The sequence below is a fragment of the Paenibacillus lutimineralis genome (assembly GCF_003991425.1).
GTDB classification, from domain to species: domain Bacteria; phylum Bacillota; class Bacilli; order Paenibacillales; family Paenibacillaceae; genus Fontibacillus; species Fontibacillus lutimineralis.
On record NZ_CP034346.1, the window covers coordinates 1,646,073 to 1,666,810 of the forward strand.

Sequence of the window (20,738 nt, forward strand, 5' to 3'; positions counted from 1 at the left end):
GAGGAGGAGAGCGATGTTGACAGAGAGGAAGTTTCCAGTACCCAAGCTGATTGTGAAGGAGCAGTTGGACAAAGAAATCATCCGCAGGAAAGTGGCGTACGGCAACTACACCTGTATGGACAAAATCGTGCCCATGATTCGGGCACGGGGCACCAATCTGCAAGTTGATGAATCGGGCGACCTGCGTATCATTGGCTGGCAGCGCGATATTACGCGCATGCGCAAGCAGGATGTCTCCCTTTCTTTTATGATCCATTTGACGGTAAGCCCGGAAGGCATGATCAAGGAGGCGCTCGTGGACGATATGTTCAACGGCGGCAAGGGTGTGCTCTGTTCCAAGGACTACCTGGAATCAAAACTGAAGGAAGAGCTGGAGGGCCAGTTGTTTGACCGAAGGCTGGTTTCGCGGCTACGTTTCGACAAGTTCAAGTGCTTTCATATATTCGAAATTATGAGTGGTATCTACAGCTCCTATTTCATGTACAAGAACGAGCTGCAGGAAGGCAGCACCGAACGGCTTTTTTACGAAGAGGATATCGTCGATATCTACGCCTCTGAAGGCAATCTCTACCTTGCAGGGCTACAGGAATTTAAGGGAAAAGAGCCTGTTTCCTATATGGTTGTGCTGTATGATGTGTTCAACAATATTACCTTCGATGAAGATGGTTATATGAAGCTCAAGTCGCCAGTCCAAGCTGAATTTTATTTAAACGACGTGCTGGTTCACAGCAACGAGCTGTACCAGAAGGAGAAGGATTATATTTTTATACGGGTGCAAAAGTTCCTGTTCGTATGCGTCGAAAAACTGAAGGTTTCGTTGTTTCCAGAATTTACTGACAAAATGATGAATACCAATTTGGCGCCGAGCGCATTTATCGGCATCATTATGCAGGCCATCGGTATCCGATCCTTTGCGAACAATTTCAACTATATTCAATATATTATGACGGCTATGCAGCGTCCCCGCAAAATGCCGGGCTGCATCGGCGCGATCCTGAATGAGGAAGAAGCTGCGTGCCATTTCGAAGGCTTTGATTTATCTTATTTGAATTGAGGAAGGAGCTTCGATCAACGGATGATTGAATATAAGCAATTAACGATCGACTGTGTTTTGGATACCCTGCGGGAGGATTATCCCGATAAAGCAGCAGTTGTGTTTGAGCATGAATCGGTAACTTTTGCCCAGCTTCACAGGGTTTCGGTCACCATAGCCGCAAATCTACTGGATATGGGCGTGAAGAAGAATGATAAGGTGGCTGTGCTTCTGCCCAACAGCCTGGAATACCTCTATGTCTACTTCGCGTTGTTTAAGATCGGAGCCTGGATTGTTCCAATCAGCACCCGATATGAGCCGGATGAAATCCGTAGAATCCTTACGGACTCCGATGCAGAGACGGTCATTTATCAGGATGCGCTGGGTATATTCAATTATGATGAAATCCTCTTGTCTGAACTGAAGCACGCTCTGCCGCAAATGAGGAATTATATTATGCTTGGCGAAGGGACTCTGACCGGCAGCTCGCCGTTTGCAGAGCTGCTGAAGCCTGCTTCGGTTCCGCTGGACGAACGAATCCTCGAACCAATTGACCCCGAAGATATCGCCATTCTGGGATACACCTCCGGCACTACGGGACATCCCAAAGGCGTTATGATCTCTCATCGGAATCTGGTGGAAACCTCCTATTACGGCGGCAAGCTACTGGATATACAGGACGACATTGGCTTTTCCATCGCCCCATTGTATGCAGCGCAAGGCTTCAACGCCGTGCTTGTCTATTTCGTCTCTTGCATTACTATGAAATGGATTTCCAATTTTAATCCGAATGATATTTTAAGCCATGTCGCTAAAAACGGGATCAATCTCTTCCATACCCAACCTACGATGTGGAGCTTGATCCTGGCGATGCCTTATTGCAAGCCCGGTCTGTTCAAAGACCTGCGCAAGGTGGTGGTGTCAGGCTCCTTGTGTACGCCGTTTCTAGCCAATAAGATCGAGGAAATGACGCGCTGCACACTGATCAATGCTTATGGCATTATCGAAGCGACAGGTCTGGTCACGATGACTCGACTGGATGATCCACCAGATGTAAGGCTGAACACCGTGGGCAGGCCGATTGACGGCTTCGAGGTGAAGATTGTGGATAAGGAGCGCAAGGAACTTCCTAAAGGGGAAATTGGCGAGCTGGCTATCAAAGGCTTTCTGATGAAGGGATATTACAAAAATGAAGAAAAAACCCGTGAAGTGATCGATGAGGACGGCTGGTTGTATACCGGGGATCTAGCCTGTTACTACGAGGATGGGGTAAACCTGTGCATTGTCGGGAGAATCAAAGACATGGTGATCCGGGGTGGCTTCAACGTGTATCCAGTGGACATTGAGGAGTGTGTTCTGAATTTCGACAAGGTGGAGGATATTTCTGTGGTGGGGCAGCCCGACGAGATTCTGGGCGAATCCTTGACGGCCTTCGTGATCCCGAAGCCGGGCGAACTGCTCAGCGAAGGGGAGATCAAAGCCTGGTGCCGTGGCAAAATCGCTAACTATAAGGTACCCGATCGCGTGCATATGGTCTCTCAGTTTCCCGTGCTGGAATCCGGAAAGGTACAGAAAAATATTCTCCGGGAGTGGGCGGTGGAAGGCATCCCCGCAGAAAGCCAGTTTCTGCTCAACGACCGGATTGTGAAAGGAATGGCCGGACAGCTATAAATTCGGACATTGGAGGGGCTAATTGTGGATTTCAGCTTAACTGAGGACCAAAAGCAAATTTGCGATTTAATGGAAGAGCTGAGCTTGCGGTATTTGAATGTCGGCGTGTATACAGACGATAAACACGCTTCCTTCCGCCGGGACAAGTGGGCCAAAATTGCGGAGACCGGCCTGCTGGGTCTTCCCTTTCCGGAAGCCTGTGGCGGAGCGGATCAAGGTATGCTGACCACCGCGCTGGCCATCCGCACGCTGGCACAGAAATGCCAGGACGAAGGGCTGGTCTTCTCCGTGTGCGCCCAAATGTCTGCGCTTCAGGTTCCACTTTGGCAGTATGGAACCGTGGAGCAGCACAATAAGTTCTTGGCGCCACTTATAGACGGCCGTTACATCGGTAGCAGCGTGATTTCGGAGCCGGGTGCTGGATCGGATTCGGCTGCACTATCAACGCTTATCCGCAAAACGGCGGACGGCTATGAGCTGCACGGTATTAAAACCTTTGCCACGCTGGCACCCGAAGCGGATTGCCTGCTGGTCTACGGGAAACACCCGGGAGGTATTCCGGCGCTTGATGTTTCTGCTTTTATTCTGGAAAAGGAAGGCCAGGAATTTGAAATAGGCCAAATTTTCGAAAAGATGGGACTGCGGACGAGCCCGATGAGCGAAGTTATTCTGAACTGCACCTCGGTGCCGCCCGAGCGGCTGGTTGGGAGAGAACGGCAGGGGATGAGTGTTTTTTTTAAAGCGATGCTGTGGGAACGGATTATGGTTGCTGCCTACCATGTCGGGGCGATGGAGCAGCAGTATGAGGAGGTCTACAAATATGCCTGCGAAAGGAAGCAGTTCGGACAACGGTTGCTCGACTTTGAAGGAGTATACGGCAAGCTGGTGAATATGCGGCTGCGGCTGGAGACCAGTCGACTGATGCTGTTCAAGACCTGTGATGATTTCGATCGGGGCTTCCAGGAGATGCACCGCGCTTCCATGCTCAAGCTGCACACCTCAGAATCTAAGGTTCAGAACAGCCTGGAGGCAGTGCAAATTTTTGGGGCATACGGTTATGTAAAGGAGAGCGCGGTGGAGAAGCAAATCCGCGACTCGCTGGCTGCAAAAATTTATTCCGGCACGAGTGAAATGCAGAAGAAGATCATGCTTGAAGGACTGGGTGAACTGTATGGTTGATTTCCTGCTGCAGCATGATCTGCTGCGCAGCGCTGGCCGTGGTCCAGAGCAGACGGCACTCCGCTATATGGGCCGGAATATGAGCTATCGAGTGCTTCTGGAGAAGAGCCTTCTTCTCTCTGACGCGATGATCGTGTTGGGCATTCAGCCCGGGGAGACCGCTGCCCTCTGTTTGGAAAAATCGCCGCAGGCGGTAATCGCCATGTATGCAATGCTATTTTCCGGAGGAGTCTATATTCCGCTGGACACGGCTTATTCCCCTGTACATCGAGTCTTGACCATTGTGGAACAGAGTGGCACGCGTTTTCTGCTTACCACTTCGTCCACACTGGAAAAATTGTGGAATGGTGCAGAAGAACGGCACCGGCAGATGCTTAAAGGGCTCCACATTCTTGTGCTTGAGCAGGACGAAGCAAGGAGGGAGGGGGACGACTCCGCTTGTATAACGATGGAGCTAGAGGGAGTCAATCACCATCGACCTCAAGCCGGTCAGTCTCCGCGCTACTTATACCGAAGCCGTAAGGAAGTTGTGAGTGACGATGTCGCTTATATTCTTTACACCTCCGGCTCAACGGGGATACCCAAAGGGGTAATGATCACCCACTTGAACGCCAGAACCTTTATCGAATGGTGCCATGCGTACTTCAAGCCGGAGCCGCAGGATATTTTTGCTTCTATTGCTCCTTTTCACTTCGATTTGTCAGTCTTCGATCTCTTCGTGCCGCTATCCATCGGGGCGTCGCTGGTGATCCTTCCAACGGATGTTGTCCAAAATCCTGGACGTTTCACCGCTGCCGTCAAGGAAGAAGAGATCAATTGGGTGTATTCGGTGCCATCCCTGTGGACAGGCGTGATTAAGTACGCCAGATTGGCGCCGGGCGAGCTTACCTCGCTTCGCAAGGTGTTGTTCGCGGGGGAGGTTTTTCAGCCGAAATACTTGAGAACTGCCATGGAGCTGCTGCCGAATGCCTCCTTTTACAATCTGTATGGATTAATTGAAACCAATGTCTGCACTTGTTATGAGGTAAGCCGGGCCGAAGCGGCGTGCGAGCAGCCTCTGCCGATCGGTTACGCCTGCGCGAATACCGAGGTTGTTGCTTTGAATGAGGATGGGCGTATAGCCATTGCAGGAGAAGAAGGCGAGCTGTGCGTAAGGGGTTCGATTGTGATGAAAGGCTATTATCGCAACCGTGCGCTAACCGCCGCAAGCTTTGTTGAACATCCCTCCTTTCCGGAAACCGGAATCATGCTGTACCGCACTGGCGATATCGTCAGAATCAACAACGAAGGAGCCCTTGTCCTGATCGGCCGCAAGGATTTTCTTGTCAAGCGCTCCGGATTTCGGATAGAGCTGCCCGAAATTGAACGGGTACTCCATGGCATGGAGGAAGTTGCGGCTGCTGCCGTTATGGATATCCGCGGGAAGGACGGCGAGGTGCTGCTATGCACCGCGTTGGTGCCAAAGCAGCAGGGCCGGCTTACGGTGCTTGGAGTCAAACAGGTTGTTGGGACGATCCTGCCCCATTACATGATTCCGGATCTGGTTCGGATTATGGATAGCCTCCCGATGGGGAGCAGTGAGAAGGTTGACCGCCAGCAGCTAAAAGAGATGTTCCGGACCATGCTGTGATATAGATTCATGAGAGGAGACATACCCGATGCAGGATGAGCTTTATGGAATCATTGCGGACATATGTTACTTTGAGAAGGATGAAATGCATCCGGCTTTATCGGTTGTCGACGATCTGGCAATCAGCTCCGTTATGATTGTTGAGATCATCGCCATGATTGAGGCCCGGTACGGCTTCAACATAGAGGAGCAAATCGATGAATTACTCGGCTGCGAGTTGCTCGGCGACATGACGACGCTGATCACCCGGCTGGGAGAAGACTATGCAGTAGCCCAAGCCGCGCTAGGGAGGTGAAGCTGTTGCACTCTCCCATAACTTTGCATGGGTTGTTTGAAGAGCAGGTGGAGCGTCGGCCCGAACATCCGGCGATACGCTATAACGGAATGTCCATGACTTACGTGGAACTGAACCACCGGGCCAATCTTCTGGCATATGAATTGATCCGCCGTGGGATTCAGCCGCAAGACCATGTGGCGGTGATTGTAAGCCGCAGGTTTGAACTGATCATCGCCCTCCTGGCAGTATTGAAGAGCGGAGCCGCTTACGTGCCAATTGAACCGGGTTATCCGCTTGAACGCAAGAATTACATCCTTGACCATTCCAGCGCATTTGCGGTCATTACAGAAGATCAGGAAAGGCTGGATGTCCCTGTTCAAATTGTACTGGAGACTAATCTGCCGACGGTTTCCATGAATCAGCCTAATCCGGATATCCATGTGGATGAGCATAGTCTGGCTTATATCATGTACACCTCTGGATCGACGGGTTTGCCTAAGGGTGTGATGATCGAGCAGGGTCCCGCCGTCAATCTGATCCGGTGGGTCAACCGCGAACTCAGTATAGGCAGTGCTGATAAAGTGCTGTTTCTTACGTCGGTCTGCTTCGACCTGTCGGTATATGACATCTTTGGCATGCTGGCGGCCGGAGGTACCGTTGTCCTTTGTCCGGAGGAACAGGTCAGCGACCCAGGGCAACTTCGTCGCCTTCTTATTGAGGAAGGGGTTACCTTCTGGAATTCTGTTCCAACCACATTACTCTATCTGATACGATATCTGGCGGAGTTCGATCCGGATTGTAGGCTACCGATGCTGCGACACCTTTTTGTAAGCGGAGACTGGATTCCGCTAGAACTGGCCCGTAGCTGCCGGAGCCGTTTCCCCCATGCAAGTCTGACGGCGCTTGGTGGTGCGACGGAAGCGACCGTCTGGTCGATTTATTATACGGTAGATGAGGTTAGCTCCGAATGGAACAGCATTCCTTACGGGAAGCCGATTGATGGTAACCTATTTTACATATTGGATGAGATGGGGAGTCCTGTTGCCCCTGGAAATACCGGAGAAATGTTCATCGGGGGGATTGGGCTGGCACGTGGCTACTTGAAAGAGCCGCATAAAACCTCAAAATCTTTCCTACCGGATCCTTTCCAGAAGCAGGGCCGGATGTACCGAACCGGCGACCTCGGGCGCCTGATGGAAGATGGAAATATTGAGTTTCTGGGCCGCATTGACGATCAGGTCAAAATACGCGGATACCGTGTGGAGATTAAGGAAGTCGAGAAGCGTCTGCTGGAATGCCCGGGAGTAAAAGATGCGGCTGTTACGGCAAGAAGTCATGAACACGGTGGACAATATTTATGTGCCTACCTGACGTTAAGTCACCCGCTGGAGCTTTACACTCTTAAACAGAGGCTTTCTTCCCAGCTTCCCACTTATATGCTGCCGTCCATTTTTATTCGTCTAGATGCGCTGCCCTTAAATGCGAACGGAAAAGTGGACAAGAAGCAGCTCCCCGCGCCTTCCCCGGTCATGCTGATGATCGACAGTGGCAGCGAGCCCTGTGCGACACCACTAGAGCTTATCCTTCAGAAGCTGTGGGAAAAGGTTCTCCCGATTCAAGGCATTGGAGCGGAGCAGGATTTCATGGAAATCGGCGGAAGCTCAATTGAGGCGGTGGCTCTACACAGCGAGTTGCTACGGTACGGTTTTTCGATTTCTTTTGAGGAACTGGCTGCGCATTCAACGATCCGAACCCAGGCATCGCTGCTTGAAAAGAAAACCACCCCCGTGGCCTCCGTCCGGAATGAAAGCATTGCAGCGAGCGGGGAAGAAACGGATGTTGTCAAGCCACGACCTTTCAATTCGTTCTTTTACAAAAGCTGTCTGTACAATTCGCTGTTCCCGGTGCTTGAAATGTTCGGCCGCGAACCCAACTCGCTATTTTGTGGGGAAGTTTTCGCTTATGCCTGGAAGGGTGAGCCGGAAGAGTGCATAATCTCGACTGTACCGATGGTGAACGAGTCACCTGAAGAGGCACTACACAGGTTGCATCTGAAGGCCGATTTCAAGCATCTTCCGAACGGCGACGACTTGCTGAAGCAACTTGACTATGGCCTGGCCCGCAGAAGACTATTCATCGTGTGGTTGGACAGCTTCTATCAGCCGGATCGCCGGGACGCATTCAGAAAGCGTCATATTCCCCATACTTTGCTAGTTTACGGGCATGATGCTGTGAGCGGGAGGTATTTGATTCTGGAGCATAGCCATGAGCAGGCGCTTAATTACAAAGAGCGGAGTATTACCGCCAGCGATTTGCTGAATAGCTGCCTCGGCTACAAGGAGCACTTGCAGAGCCTGGCAGATGGCTATACCTGGATAGAGTTTCCCGCCTGGCAGGATGCTTATGAATATGATTTAGCTGCTGACCGTGCAAGGATGGCAGCCTTATTTGCAGAATATGGGCCTGCAGTGATCCGTGGGCTGGATACTCTGGCGGAATTCAAGGCACTGTACGCCGCCCGGTCATGGACGGATTATGTAGCGTTTGCACAACGGCTGCTTCCAGGCGTGACTGCTATAATCGACAGCAAGCGTGCTGAGATCTATCGGCTGGTGCGCCTCTTTCCGGGCAGCCGGATGATTGCCTCTGCGGAGTCCGTGCTTGAAAGCTGGCTGGAAATTCGCGGCGATCTGATCCGCGGCGCTAAAGGCCTTCCGCTGTCCCCGGAGCAGCAGGCTATCCATCTCCTCTTGCTTGAGGGAATCAGAAGCCAAGAGCGGGAATTGGCGGAAACCCTGTGTGGCGGCATAGGTCATAGGATTAATTTTGAAGAGGAGGCTTATCCATGAGCCATGCGCTTGCTAACCGGCTGGATTTCTTGACTCGGAAATACAATGAGTACAATCAGCCTATGTACCTAAGCTATCCTGTGGACACCCACTGGAGGCAGGATACACCGATGTCTGAGATCGCTACTAGTTTGTCTGTCCTTGGATCAGCCCAGGTGTACGTCCATATCCCCTTCTGCCGCACCATTTGTTATTACTGTTGCTGCGATCGTGTGCTGGGCGGTAAGGAAGAGGATAAGGAGCTTTATATCGACGCCCTGGAGAAGGAAATGGAGCTAAAGCTTTCTGGACGGGCATCCAAGCTTGTCACAGATAATATGCACTGGGGAGGTGGAACGCCAGCTTATCTCAGTGAGGTGCAGATTGAGCGGCTGTATGGTTCGGTCAGTCGGTACATTGAATTTACCCCGGACGCTCGCATCAAACTGGAGGCCTATCCTGATAAGCGAATTGTTACCGCCTCAAAGCTCCGTCTGCTGAAAAAGCTTGGCTTCAACTACATTAGCTTCGGCGTCCAGGACTTTGACAAAAGAGTGCTTAGTGCCATCCACCGCGACTGTGATTTGGAAGAAACTCGCGAACTGATCGGCCTGGCGAAAAGTATGGGGTTTATCGTTAATGTGGATTTATGCTACGGCCTGCCGTATCAGGGACTTGGGGAGTTTGAGCGAACGTTGCAGGAAATCGTCAAGATTGCCCCTGACAAAATCGTCGCTTTTCCCTACGCCCACTACCCGGCCGTTTACCCGCTCCAGCGAAAAATTCCGCTGTTGAGCTTGCCTAATCCCTTTATTGTCTCGCTTCTTTATGATATGGCACGGCAATACCTTGCCGCCGATTATGAGGAATTGGGATCAGATACATTCATCCACAGAAACGGGCGAGAAACCCATCCCTCCCTGATTCCCGGCCGACGAGCGGCCCGCGACTTCATGGGCTCCTCGGAGGAGACCAGCCATGATCTTCTTGGTCTTGGCAAATCCGCGGTTAGCAAAGTCGGCGGAATGTATTACAAGAATGTGGCTCCGCTGGACAAGTACCATGACCTGCTAGGCAAGTCGCAGCTTCCCGTTGAACATGGAAGGACGCATGCTTTGAATGCGGATGACTTGATACGGGAGGAAATTATTCTGAAAAATCTGCTGGGAGGCTCGCCCATCGACAAAGCCGCCATTCGCGCCCAATTTGGTGTAGATTTTGATGTTTATTTCTCCGGGGAGCTCGCGCTGCTAAGAAGCATGGAGAAGGATGGTCTGTTGGAGGGCACGGATACGCCACTCATTACGGTTACTGAGCTGGGCAAACATTTTGTCCGAACGATCGCTTTTGCTTTTGATGTTTACTACAAATCAAACAAGATGGGAGAAAACAGTATATGCAACGACAAGAACAAGTTACAATGATCGTAGCGAAGTTGACCCGCATTCCGGCGGGGGAGTTATCGCTTGAGACAGATATCTTTGAATCCAGACTGCTAACCTCTTTGGGGTTGCTGGACCTCGTTTCCAGTCTGGAGGAGGAATTTAATATTATTATTTTGCCCGAGGAACTGATTCACGAGAACTTCGCAAGTATCCGAACGATTATTGACTTTGTCGACGGTAAGCTGGCGGAGGCATCTTAAAGGGGATCGCCTATTGTTCTCATCCGGGCATACGAGGTGACTTCATTGTTCAAGATCATGGTTGTTGAAGATGATATCAAAATCCGTACCCTGATGACGGACATTTTGCAGAAATACGGCTATGAGGTGGTCGAGGTTGTGGATTTCCTCCAGGTCGAGAAAATTTTCGAGCGGGAAGCACCTCAACTGGTGTTACTCGATCTCAATTTGCCCTATTATGATGGATTCTACTATTGCCGGGTATTCCGGCGGAAGACGACGGTGCCAATCATTATCGTGTCCGCCCGGGACGAGGAGTCCAGTCAGGTTCTAAGCATGGAGCTCGGTGCCGATGACTATGTTGTCAAGCCATTGAATATCCAGGTGATGCTGGCCAAAATCATGGCGATTCTGCGTAGGACTTATGGGGAGTATTCCGGAAAGCAGGAGCCTGAGAAGGAAGAACTCCCCATCCATCTGGATGACCGCAATTTCAGCATTTCCCATAACGGAGTGGTGGAGGAACTAAGCAAAAATGAATATAAGCTATTGAAAAAGCTGATGGAGAAGAAGGATACGATTGTGACCCGGGAGGAATTGCTGGAAGAACTGTGGGATGACGTTCACTTCGTGGTGGACAATACATTGACCGTCAATGTGACCCGGGTGAAGGGCAAGCTGGCAAACCTCGGCTTTCATGATGTCATTAAAGTGAAGCGGGGAGTCGGCTACATTTTTGAGTTTGGCCAGACGGGAGGGAGTCAACCATGAGTATGAAGCTGTTCTGGGGATTTCTGAGGGATCATCTGTCCTTTACGGCGGTTTATTTTATCAGCCATATTCTGGTTAGCGTATACTGCTATTTCTATATCAGCAGCAGCGTACAGCTTATGTATTTGCTAGGTATCTACTTCTATTTGTACGTCATCTTCATGTGCTTCCGACTGGTGCGCTATGTGTCGGCCCACCGGGAAATCCAACGTCTGGCGGATAACGTGGAAGTGGAGGAAAAAGGCTTCACCTACGGGCAGCAGGCTGTCATCGCGCTGATCTACCGGATCCACCGGACGTATCAGGATCAAATTTATGAAATCAAGACGCAGACGGACAATACCCATAAACTCATTTCCCAGTGGATACATAATTTAAAGACACCGCTGTCCGTCATCGACCTTATTTTACAAAACCACAGAATGAATGGTTCGCCTAACGATATGGTGCTGCAGCATATCGAGGAAGAGAAGGATCTGATCCTGAACATGCTGAGTCAGATGCTTAAGTTCTTCCGGTTGGAGCATTTCACCCGTGATTATACACCCGAGTCGGTGAACTTGCTGGATTCGCTGCGTGGTATCATCAACAGCAAACGGAATCAGTATATTTACAATAATGTTTACCCCAGGGTGGAATCTGGGGATGAGCGCATCATGGTCATGACGGACAGCAAATGGAATGCGGTTATGCTGGAGCAAATTATCTCCAACGCGATTAAATACTCCGCCTCCAAGGATAAGACGAAATATATCTATTTTCGGATTGAACAAAACGGTGACCAAGTAATGCTGTCCATCCGAGATGAGGGCATCGGCATTGAAAAAACGGATTTGCAACGCGTGTTCCAACCCTTTTTTACTGGAAAGAATGGAAGAACCCACAGCCAAGCCACGGGCATAGGCCTCTATGTCACCTCGGAAATCGCCAGGAAGCTGGGGCATGATCTGAAGATCACATCCGAAATCAGCGTCGGCACCGAGGTGAAGATTTCGTATCTTTCAAAAATGAAAGAAAGCGTAACGTAAATGAATGGATGTCAGTTGCTGCGACAAATACAATAGAGTTAGCCAGAATATAACCGGGATTTGGGCATTTGGAAACGCCCGGCCTAAGGAGATGAAACCGTGAGCGTATTGGAAGTCAGAGAGGTTAAGAAGGTATACGGCGTACAGAACGGGGACAACACGACAGTCGCACTGGATTCAATCAGCTTTAATGTCGAAGAGGGGGATTTCATCGGTATCATGGGTCCATCCGGCAGCGGAAAGACCACCCTGCTCAATATATTGAGCGGCATCGGCAAACCGAGTTACGGCGAGGTATACATTTCGGGCAAGAACATCACCTCCCTGGACAAAAATGAGATGGCACTCTTCCGCAGGAAGCATCTGGGCTTCGTGTTCCAGGAATTCAATCTTATGGATAGCTTAACCCTTAAGGAAAACGTCATGCTGCCAATGATCCTCGACAAGCGGGACAAGGAAGAAATGGAAGCTAAGAGCGAAGAATTAATGCGTCTTTTCGATATCGACCATATCGGAAGCAAATATCCTTTCAATATATCGGGCGGCCAGCAGCAGCGGGTGGCGGTTAGTCGGGCGCTGATCAATGACCCAGACATTATTTTTGCAGATGAGCCAACGGGAAACCTGGATTCCAAATCCTCAAATGCTGTCATGAGGTGCATTGAGAAAATGAATCAGGAGCGCAATAGCACCATTCTGATGGTTACCCATGATGCCTTCGCCGCTAGCTTCTGCAAGAAAATCATTTTCATCAAAGACGGCGCGATCTGCATGGAGATTGTGAGCACCGGGGTGCGCAAGGAATTCTTCGATCAAATCCTTGACTGCCTGGCCGTCATCGGAGGGGAACGCAATGACGTTTAGAGACGTTACGATAAAGAATTTCAAGCGAAATGTCCGCAACTTCTTCTCCTATTTTATTTGTAGCGCCTTTGCGATCACGATCTTTTTCCTGTATGCAGCCTTGCTGTTTAATACCAGCGTACGCGAAGCGGCGACGGAAGATGTGATCAAGATCGTGCTGATGCTGAGTTTGGCCGCATTGACGCTGTTCTCGGTATTCTTCATCAATTATGCGCATTCTTCGTTTATCAAGTCCAGGAGCAAGGAATTCGCCATCTTCATGTCTCTGGGTATGCACAAGAACGATCTTCAGAAGATTATTTTGCTAGAGAATTTGATTATCAGTGTATCTTCAATGATTGTGGGCATTTTGACCGGCTCGATTTTCTCCAGATTATTTCAGAATGTTGCTATTAATTTGCTTGATCTACAAGGAGTTTCCTACTCCCTCAGTGCTGCCAGCTTCATCGTCACGGCTGTCGTCTTTACGGTCATTTTCGCTGTTTCCCAGATGATCTCTAGCGTGAAGGTTGGAAAGCTGGAGATTGCCGATTTGATGAAGGATTCCCGCAAGACCGACAACAAAGCCAAGAAGCATGCGGGCAAGCTGGGCCTCTTGGGCGTGGTGCTGGTGCTGGCCTCGTTCGTCTTGCTGGTGATCATCTCAAATCATGAGAGTCTGAACACGAATCCGTTTATGATCATCACCTACATTCTGATGAGCTTTATAGGCATTTATATGGTCATTTCTCATCTCGGCAATACGCTAATCGGATTTCTAAAGAACAAGAAGTTCTACTACCACCACATCCTGTCAATTACTGAAATCAATCATAAATTCAATCAAAACAAACGTATCATGTTCATTCTGAGCATTCTTAGCGGCATGACCATCTTTCTTGTGGCTTCGCCATTCTCGTTGTTGCAATTATCGGAAAGCATCGCCGAACGCAACAAGCACGATATTGAGTTCGTATCGGTGGCTGGCGTGCACGCCATTCCGGCAAATGAGCTCGAAGGACTACTGAAGCAGGCTCCCGATCCGCTCAAGAATATTAAGGAAACGTCATTCCTGAACCTGAAAATGAATTTGGAAGGCAGCAAGTACGATATATTGAAGACGAAGCCGATTGTCTCTCAGGACATGTATAATGCATTGACCGGGGAGAACGTGCAGGTCGGGGCTGGAGAAGCGCTAAACATCATTACGGCATGGGAGCCAGGCTCGCATGGTATCGAACAAGGCGTGGACATTGAGTTTACCGACGGGCAGCAGACCTTCAATTACAAAATTGCCTCCTCCTATCACGGCGACTGGTTTGCAAGCGCTGGTTCGTATCCGACCAGTTCCGGCATTGTCGTAAGCAACCAGGACTATGCGGATATGCAGGTCAAGGTGAATTCCGCGGCGGTCGGTACCCATTACGGCATAGATTTCGAGTCTTGGAAAGGCACAGATGACGTCGTGTTGATGCTGAAGGATACACTGAATGCTATGGATAAGGACGGTAGCGGCCAATTGTTCCAGGTCGCTTCCAAAGTAGATGCCTACAAGGAATTAAAGAAAAATTACTCGCTGTTTGTCTTTGTGACCACATTGATCGGTGTGCTTTTCTTCGTTGCCGGAGGCATGGTGCTGTACTTCAAGCAATATACCGAGATGGGCAATGCTACCGTTTTTTTTCGCAAGCTGCATAAGATCGGCATAAGCGACAAGGAGATTCGCGGCGTTGTGTCTGCAGAGCTGTTGATCACCTTCTTCGTTCCGCTACTGCTGGGCAGCGTATTCGGCTATTGCTTCATCTATCTGATCACCCATGTCATGAGCGGCTCCGATATCATAGGCGAGTTTATGACCAACACAACGATTGTGGTGGCAATCTATTTCGTCTTCCAGCTCAGCTTCTACCTCATTACCAAGCGTAAATACAGCCGGGAAGTGGTTCGCAAATTGACAAGTGCTGCATGATTGCCAAAGCGGGACAAGATTGCGTCGCAGCTGTTCTTAATGCGTTCTTCATTTACGGTTACTTAACGGGAGAGCCCTCACGGACTCTCCTTGCTTATCCACGGAAATCCTTACTTTTATATGTCTCTCCTCAGAAAAGAACTAAGGGTGGCTCTATTCATAGGTTGCTAAGATTCACACTTCCCGAATCCCGTTTTTAACTAAAAAAGTATGACTTCAACATCATACGATAATTTTGTCAATAGTATGAAGATTGAGGGAATTAATTGAAATTAATGACATAACAAAATATACTAAAGAGGATTTAGAGTTATTTTTTGGCTTTTATATTTTTTAAAAGAACGGACCTAAAAGTATTTCTAGATTTTTTCTCGTAAGCAACTCAAAACCAGAGGTGATATATGATGAGCAGCCACAAAAGCTACGAGATTCAAAGAGAACACCTCAATTCTTTAGGACAAATTTGGAATGTGAAGGTTTCCTTCTATGAAGAAATATCCGGAGTTCTTATTCTCTTCTATTTGTATTGTGATGGTGAAAAATTTCAAGTAGTTCGGTGGCAATGTCCAGATGAAAAGACTGGATTGGCTGAGTTTGCAGTCCTGTTTGTTCGGCTCGTGATCGATAAGATTACGATAGAAGATTTCATTAATAACGATGAGAACGATTACTTGGAGATGATGGGCGAGAAGTATGCCCGACAAGCTTATGCTTTGTCAGAATCTATCCTTTATTCCTATTTTAATAGGTTCTTTGCTTAGCTATTTGCTAGTATGATTCATGTTTGTATGGCCTATGAAATGAAGACAGAAATGCCGATCTCCTTCCTTTCTTCAAACGGATGAAAGAGGAGTACGGGGACCGTCCGACTGTTTGGGCCCGATGATGCCGCCATCAGTTTTTGTCTTTAAAAGAACTTCTTGCGATATTCAAGTGGGGTGATTTTCATCATCTCCTTAAAAGCCGCTCCGAATTTACTCTGGCTCTCATAGCCGACGGACATGGCAATATCGGCTACGCTTTGATTCGTCTCACGCAATAGTGAAGCAGCTTGGCGGATCCGGTACTCCTTCATATATGCTGCAATGGATTTGCCATATACACCTTTGAAATATGCTTTTAGCGCCGTAGGACTGATGCAGTGCTGCTGTGCCAGTTCTTCGATAGTGAAGCGGCGACTAGGTTCGCCGATCATTTGCTTCTCGATTTGTTTAACAATATCTACCTGCTGCCGAGCGTAAAACCTTTTCTGCTTTTCCTTTACCGGATCGAAATAATATAGGTAGAGCAACAACTCAACAATTTTAATCCTGAAGTATAGGCTCCGAGCCTGGCTGGGTATGGTGTACATTCCGGAAAAGATATGTTGAATGTCGTCTTTGGATTGTATGAGAAAGCAGTCATCTTCTATAAAAAAACTCTTAACAAGTTCACCAATCTGAATGGGGATACCGGGAAGCAGATCAGATATTTCTGCAGCCACCTTATCCAGATCGATCATGACCACAATACCGTGGTAAAATCCCAGGGGCAGTTCAATACTGTCACTGGGATTTTGCATTGTATTCAGGAACAGATCGCCTTCGCCGATATATTGCAGGCAGCCGTCACTCATGCGGCATTCAGCCCGACCCTCCAAGCAATGGTTGATCGTCAAAATATTCTTCTCTCTATGAACGGCGGGGATATAGTGCGAAGCCAGGAAATCTAACTGAATGATTTCTATGCCGGAGAGCAGTGGATAGATCGACGCAGTTCCCTCTCCTTCCACAAGGTTCTGTTTATAGGTTATGTAATGCTCATCTTGTTCAATGATAACGCCGTTGTTGAAATAAGAGTAAACAGAGGTAATCAACCAAAACATCTCCTTTTATAGATACCCACCGACTCTATTTTATACCAAATAGACATCGTTTTCGCCCGTTCGGACTTACTTGATCTAAAGCGTTGACTTGTTTTTTCTAAGTGAATATACTGTAGTCATAAACGATCAAACAATCATTTGATTGTTGTATTGATTAAATTCAATCATAACAGTTTTTATACGAGAGGGGAATTACCATGAAAAAAAATATTAAGCTAGAAGAATTGGATTGTGCTAATTGCGCCGCAAAAATTGAGAATGCAATAGGGAAGTTAGACAACGTTACCGACGTGAAAGTGAATTTTATGAGCCAAAAGATGATACTGGAAGCGCCGGATGATAAGTTCGATGATGTTCTGGCAGAAGTCAAGAAGACCGTTAAGAAAATTGAGCCGGATGTTGTTATCTTATCGTAAGTGATGTCTTATTAATACGGAATAGGGGTTCCAAATCACATTAAGGCAGTGGTTGTGTTACCGCAACCGCTGCTTTTCTTATAAGGAGGAAGATAACGATGTCCAGAAAGGAAAAGAAACTTCTATGGCGCATTCTGATTTCGGGGATCATTTTTGGATTAGGATTGCCACTTCACTACACTGATTTTCTAAAAGCTGATATTCTAGGAGTGTCGCTGGAATTAATTGTTTTTCTCAGTGCTTATATTATTATCGGCTGGGATATTGTTTCGAAGGCGGTTCGTAATATCTTTCGGGGGCAGGTCTTTGATGAGAACTTTTTGATGACTGTGGCAACCGTCGGCGCTTTTTTCCTTGGGGAAAATCCTGAAGGTGTAGCCGTGATGTTATTTTACCAAGTGGGAGAATTGTTCCAGTCTTATGCAGTATCCCGATCTCGTCGCTCAATCGCCGATTTGATGGATATCCGTCCCGACTATGCGAACGTGATGCGTAATGGTTTGCTTGTTCAGGTAGATCCGGAGGAAGTTCTGGTTGGTGAAGTTATTGTAGTAAAACCCGGTGAGCGCGTTCCGCTGGACGGTGTTGTAGAAGAGGGTTACTCAACGCTTGATACGTCAGCCTTGACCGGTGAGTCTGTACCTCGTGATGTGTCTACTGGAGAGAATGTGATCAGTGGCTGTATTAACCAATCCGGCAAACTTACGATCCGTGTGAATAAGGAATTTGGTCAGTCCACGGTGGCAAAAATTTTGGAACTGGTGGAGAATGCATCCGATAAAAAGAGCAAAAGCGAGAATTTTATCACCCGTTTCGCACGGTATTATACGCCAATTGTTGTTTTTGCCGCTATTGCCTTGGCAATTCTACCGCCGCTTATCTCCGGGCAGTCGTTCAGCATATGGATCGAGCGGGCTCTAACCTTCCTTGTTGTCTCCTGTCCTTGTGCCCTCGTCATTTCCGTCCCTCTAAGCTTTTTTGGCGGCATTGGCGGAGCGTCTAAATCGGGTGTTCTGGTTAAGGGCAGCAACTATTTGGAGGCACTCGCGAATACAGAATTGGTTGTCGTTGATAAAACCGGTACTTTGACAAAAGGAAGTTTTGCGGTTAGTGAAGTATATTCCGATCAGTTTAGTCAAGAGGAACTGCTTAAATGGGCTACATATGCGGAAGACTACTCCAGTCATCCGATCGCTACAAGCATTAAAAAGGCTTATGGCAAGACGATTCATACGGCTAAAATCAAAGACGTTGAGGAAATTGCCGGTCATGGTGTGAAGGCCGTTGTTGAAGGGAAAGAAGTTCTTGCAGGCAATGCCAAACTGATGAACTTGAAGCATATTGCATACAAGGATACAGCATCGGTTGGTACGGTGGTTCATTTAGCGGTGGATGGCAAATATGCCGGATATATCCGTATTGAGGATGAAATCAAGCAGGACTCGCGACAAGCGATTATAGCTCTCAAAGAAGCTGGCATCAAACAAACAATTATGCTGACTGGCGACAGCGACGCGGTCGGCAGGAAGGTTGCTGCAGCGCTCAATCTGGATAAAGCTTATACGGAACTGCTGCCTGCTGATAAAGTGGAACGCGTGGAAGAGCTCATGCAGAAGAAGAGCGAAAAAGGAATGTTAGCCTTCGTTGGTGACGGCATCAACGACGCGCCTGTGCTGGCTCGCGCAGATATTGGTATCGCCATGGGAGGTCTTGGCTCAGACGCTGCGATCGAAGCAGCCGATGTTGTCATCATGACCGATGAGCCTTCCAAGATCGCTACTGTGATGAAAATAAGTAAGAAAACGCTGCGCATTGCACGTCAGAACATCGTGTTCGCGTTGGTAGTCAAAGGGATCGTACTCGTTCTCTCGGCTCTCGGATATGCTTCCATGTGGGCAGCAGTATTTGCTGACGTGGGTGTTTCGATTCTCGCCATTCTCAACGCTATACGTGCACTGAATGTTAAAGAGTTCAACAGACCAGCTTTAAAAGATGCAGGAAATAGAAGCGAAGTTTCTTCGAAGAAACTTGCAGTATAATATAGAGATGAAAACGTGCTATTCCAAGTTTTTTGGATAGCACGTTTTTTTATTCATGCGTATGGTTAGCAATTCCTTTACTTGGACAACTCAATTGGAAGAAGTCGTCAACCATTTGGTGTACTAGCTGTGCTGTTTCTGTATCAGCCAGCGTGTAGTATACCTCTTTGCCTGCCCGCCTGCTTGTAATCAGGCCGTGCAGCTTCAATGATTTAAGATGGTGGGATACTGCAGCGGTACTCATGTCTACAGCCGAAGCAATGTTGATGCCGCATTCCTCACAGTGGCAGAGCAACCACAGAATGCGCAGACGCGAGCCATCACAGAGCTGTTGAAAGATAGCGGCAGCCTCTTGGAAGTGCTTGATATCAGGCATTCGCTCAAGTATGGGGCCAATATTCTGTCCGTGGTTGTGAGGTAACTCCCGATTGCTCATAACGTCACTTCCTTTCAAATATTCAATGATTAATCAATGAATATATTGTAAGTTGCGGTTCACTGCCTGTAAACCCCTAGTCTCTTCCTTAAGGTAGAGACTAGGGGCTTACAGGCAGGTGGCTTGTCCTTGCCAGTTGGCGCGAAATGTATGGTTCGATTTCGCCCCTTCTTACATTCCTTTCATTATATCTAGAGTATAGTCTGATGTACAACATTACTCTTGTTCTTTCGGTTCAATGACCGGACAAAATCCCGGGTTCGTTGAGCAGAGCAGCTGGGCATACTGCGGCTGGAGCTTGGAGAGCTCGGAGAAATAGCTGCTTATGATGTGATTGCCGCTGAAGGAACCATTTTGGAAGTTCAGGGAAGAGAAGGTCGGGACATGGCTATAATAGTATTTTTTCTGGCGTTTAGGCATCTTGTAGATCGATGGGGGAGTATGGGTAACAACGTCAAATTCATTAGCGATGCGATAGCTTCCTCGTACATATTTTGTAAAAACCTTTGAAAATGAGGGATCCCCTACACGAGGCCCCCCATATGTGAACAGGTATGGTGAGTCGTATTCGGTATTGGCGGCAATATCAATTGCACACAGTGTCGCCAGTGCGGCGCCAAGGCTGTGCCCGGTAACATACAAGGTCTTGTCAGAGGGTAGATTGGACAGCGCGGACATAATTCGATTGCGAGCAGAAGAATAGATGTCTGTGAAGCCGCGATGTGTGAGGCAATCCTCTTTTACATATTTGAATTTTTTCTGAGAGGCGATGATGTCAGATATCCAATTGGTCGTTGAACTGGTCCCGCGAAAGGCAACGATAATTTCCTGAGGGGACTCCAGAATAAACCCGAAGGGCTCCCATACATTGATAATCGATTTCGCTTCGATCGTATCCTTGACCGAATAATTTAATGGGACGATAAATGAGCCGTCCTTATTTGAGAATTGCTCATAGGTCTGTCCGCAGATGGCGGCCATAAAGATGGCCCGCTGCTCTTGTTCATCGATTGTTCTCACAAATATCTCCGCCTTTCTCCTACAATATATTAGAGGGGGCGTGGGGAGATGCCTATATTGCGGAAGATTTTCCGAGATAACCGTAATTTCCCGCGAAGTGACGATAGCTA

General features: G+C 48.4%; 16 protein-coding genes and 1 pseudogene. 14 read left to right on the top strand and 3 right to left on the bottom strand.

The features are described from left to right. Positions 1–13: 13 nt before the first annotated feature. The 13 genes from EI981_RS06695 to EI981_RS29440 all read left to right on the top strand — a co-directional run bounded on the left by EI981_RS06695 (position 14) and on the right by EI981_RS29440 (position 15,614). Complete coding sequence (locus EI981_RS06695) at positions 14–1,054, top strand: hypothetical protein (protein WP_126996585.1); 1,041 nt, start codon at positions 14–16, stop codon at positions 1,052–1,054. 21 nt (positions 1,055–1,075) lie between these two features. Beyond that, on the top strand, positions 1,076–2,704 hold the full coding sequence (locus tag EI981_RS06700) for a class I adenylate-forming enzyme family protein (RefSeq protein ID WP_126996587.1): 1,629 nt from the start codon (positions 1,076–1,078) through the stop codon (positions 2,702–2,704). Positions 2,705–2,728: 24 nt separating this feature from the next. Beyond that, a complete protein-coding gene (locus tag EI981_RS06705; protein ID WP_126996589.1) occupies positions 2,729–3,883 on the top strand; it encodes an acyl-CoA dehydrogenase family protein in 1,155 nt (384 codons plus the stop codon). Further along, positions 3,855–5,513, top strand: coding sequence for an amino acid adenylation domain-containing protein (locus EI981_RS06710; RefSeq protein ID WP_126996591.1), 1,659 nt, complete (start codon positions 3,855–3,857; stop codon positions 5,511–5,513). The genes EI981_RS06705 and EI981_RS06710 overlap by 29 nt, the downstream gene beginning before the upstream one ends. A gap of 28 nt (positions 5,514–5,541) precedes the next feature. Further along, a complete protein-coding gene (locus EI981_RS06715; RefSeq protein WP_126996593.1) occupies positions 5,542–5,808 on the top strand; it encodes an acyl carrier protein in 267 nt (88 codons plus the stop codon). Continuing rightward, the gene (locus EI981_RS06720) at positions 5,805–8,639 is read left to right on the top strand and encodes a non-ribosomal peptide synthetase (RefSeq protein WP_227011734.1); all 2,835 of its coding nucleotides are present in this window, start codon (positions 5,805–5,807) and stop codon (positions 8,637–8,639) included. Before EI981_RS06715 ends, EI981_RS06720 begins: the two co-directional genes overlap by 4 nt. Next, positions 8,636–10,042 (top strand): coproporphyrinogen-III oxidase family protein, encoded by a 1,407-nt coding sequence (locus EI981_RS06725; protein ID WP_126996597.1) that lies wholly within the window; start codon positions 8,636–8,638, stop codon positions 10,040–10,042. The genes EI981_RS06720 and EI981_RS06725 overlap by 4 nt, the downstream gene beginning before the upstream one ends. Continuing rightward, entirely contained in the window at positions 10,015–10,263 is a 249-nt protein-coding gene (locus tag EI981_RS06730; protein ID WP_126996599.1) for a phosphopantetheine-binding protein, read from the top strand. Before EI981_RS06725 ends, EI981_RS06730 begins: the two co-directional genes overlap by 28 nt. A 45-nt stretch (positions 10,264–10,308) precedes the next feature. Next, positions 10,309–11,013: a response regulator transcription factor gene (locus EI981_RS06735; RefSeq protein WP_126996601.1), complete on the top strand. Its 705-nt coding sequence runs from the start codon at positions 10,309–10,311 to the stop codon at positions 11,011–11,013. Then, positions 11,010–12,041 carry a sensor histidine kinase gene (locus tag EI981_RS06740; RefSeq protein ID WP_126996603.1) on the top strand — a complete coding sequence of 344 codons (1,032 nt, stop codon included), beginning with the start codon at positions 11,010–11,012 and terminating at the stop codon, positions 12,039–12,041. Before EI981_RS06735 ends, EI981_RS06740 begins: the two co-directional genes overlap by 4 nt. Before the next feature lie 99 nt (positions 12,042–12,140). Continuing rightward, positions 12,141–12,905 (top strand): ABC transporter ATP-binding protein, encoded by a 765-nt coding sequence (locus EI981_RS06745; RefSeq protein WP_126996605.1) that lies wholly within the window; start codon positions 12,141–12,143, stop codon positions 12,903–12,905. Beyond that, positions 12,895–14,853: an ABC transporter permease gene (locus tag EI981_RS06750; protein WP_126996607.1), complete on the top strand. Its 1,959-nt coding sequence runs from the start codon at positions 12,895–12,897 to the stop codon at positions 14,851–14,853. The genes EI981_RS06745 and EI981_RS06750 overlap by 11 nt, the downstream gene beginning before the upstream one ends. A gap of 404 nt (positions 14,854–15,257) precedes the next feature. After that, positions 15,258–15,614 (top strand): hypothetical protein, encoded by a 357-nt coding sequence (locus tag EI981_RS29440; RefSeq protein WP_126996609.1) that lies wholly within the window; start codon positions 15,258–15,260, stop codon positions 15,612–15,614. 146 nt (positions 15,615–15,760) lie between these two features. Here the strand turns inward: EI981_RS29440 and EI981_RS06760 are convergent, their stop codons facing one another. After that, complete coding sequence (locus EI981_RS06760) at positions 15,761–16,708, bottom strand: helix-turn-helix domain-containing protein (protein ID WP_162616117.1); 948 nt, start codon at positions 16,706–16,708, stop codon at positions 15,761–15,763. A 206-nt stretch (positions 16,709–16,914) separates the two neighbouring features. Between EI981_RS06760 and EI981_RS06770 the strand changes: the two are divergent. After that, positions 16,915–19,106: pseudogene (locus EI981_RS06770) on the top strand (heavy metal translocating P-type ATPase); the annotation flags it as partial. A 115-nt stretch (positions 19,107–19,221) separates the two neighbouring features. Here the strand turns inward: EI981_RS06770 and EI981_RS06775 are convergent. Beyond that, positions 19,222–19,608 (bottom strand): ArsR/SmtB family transcription factor, encoded by a 387-nt coding sequence (locus tag EI981_RS06775; protein WP_126996617.1) that lies wholly within the window; start codon positions 19,606–19,608, stop codon positions 19,222–19,224. Between the two features lie 216 nt (positions 19,609–19,824). After that, entirely contained in the window at positions 19,825–20,628 is an 804-nt protein-coding gene (locus tag EI981_RS06780; protein WP_418789042.1) for a lipase family protein, read from the bottom strand. Between the last annotated feature and the right edge of the window lie 110 nt (positions 20,629–20,738).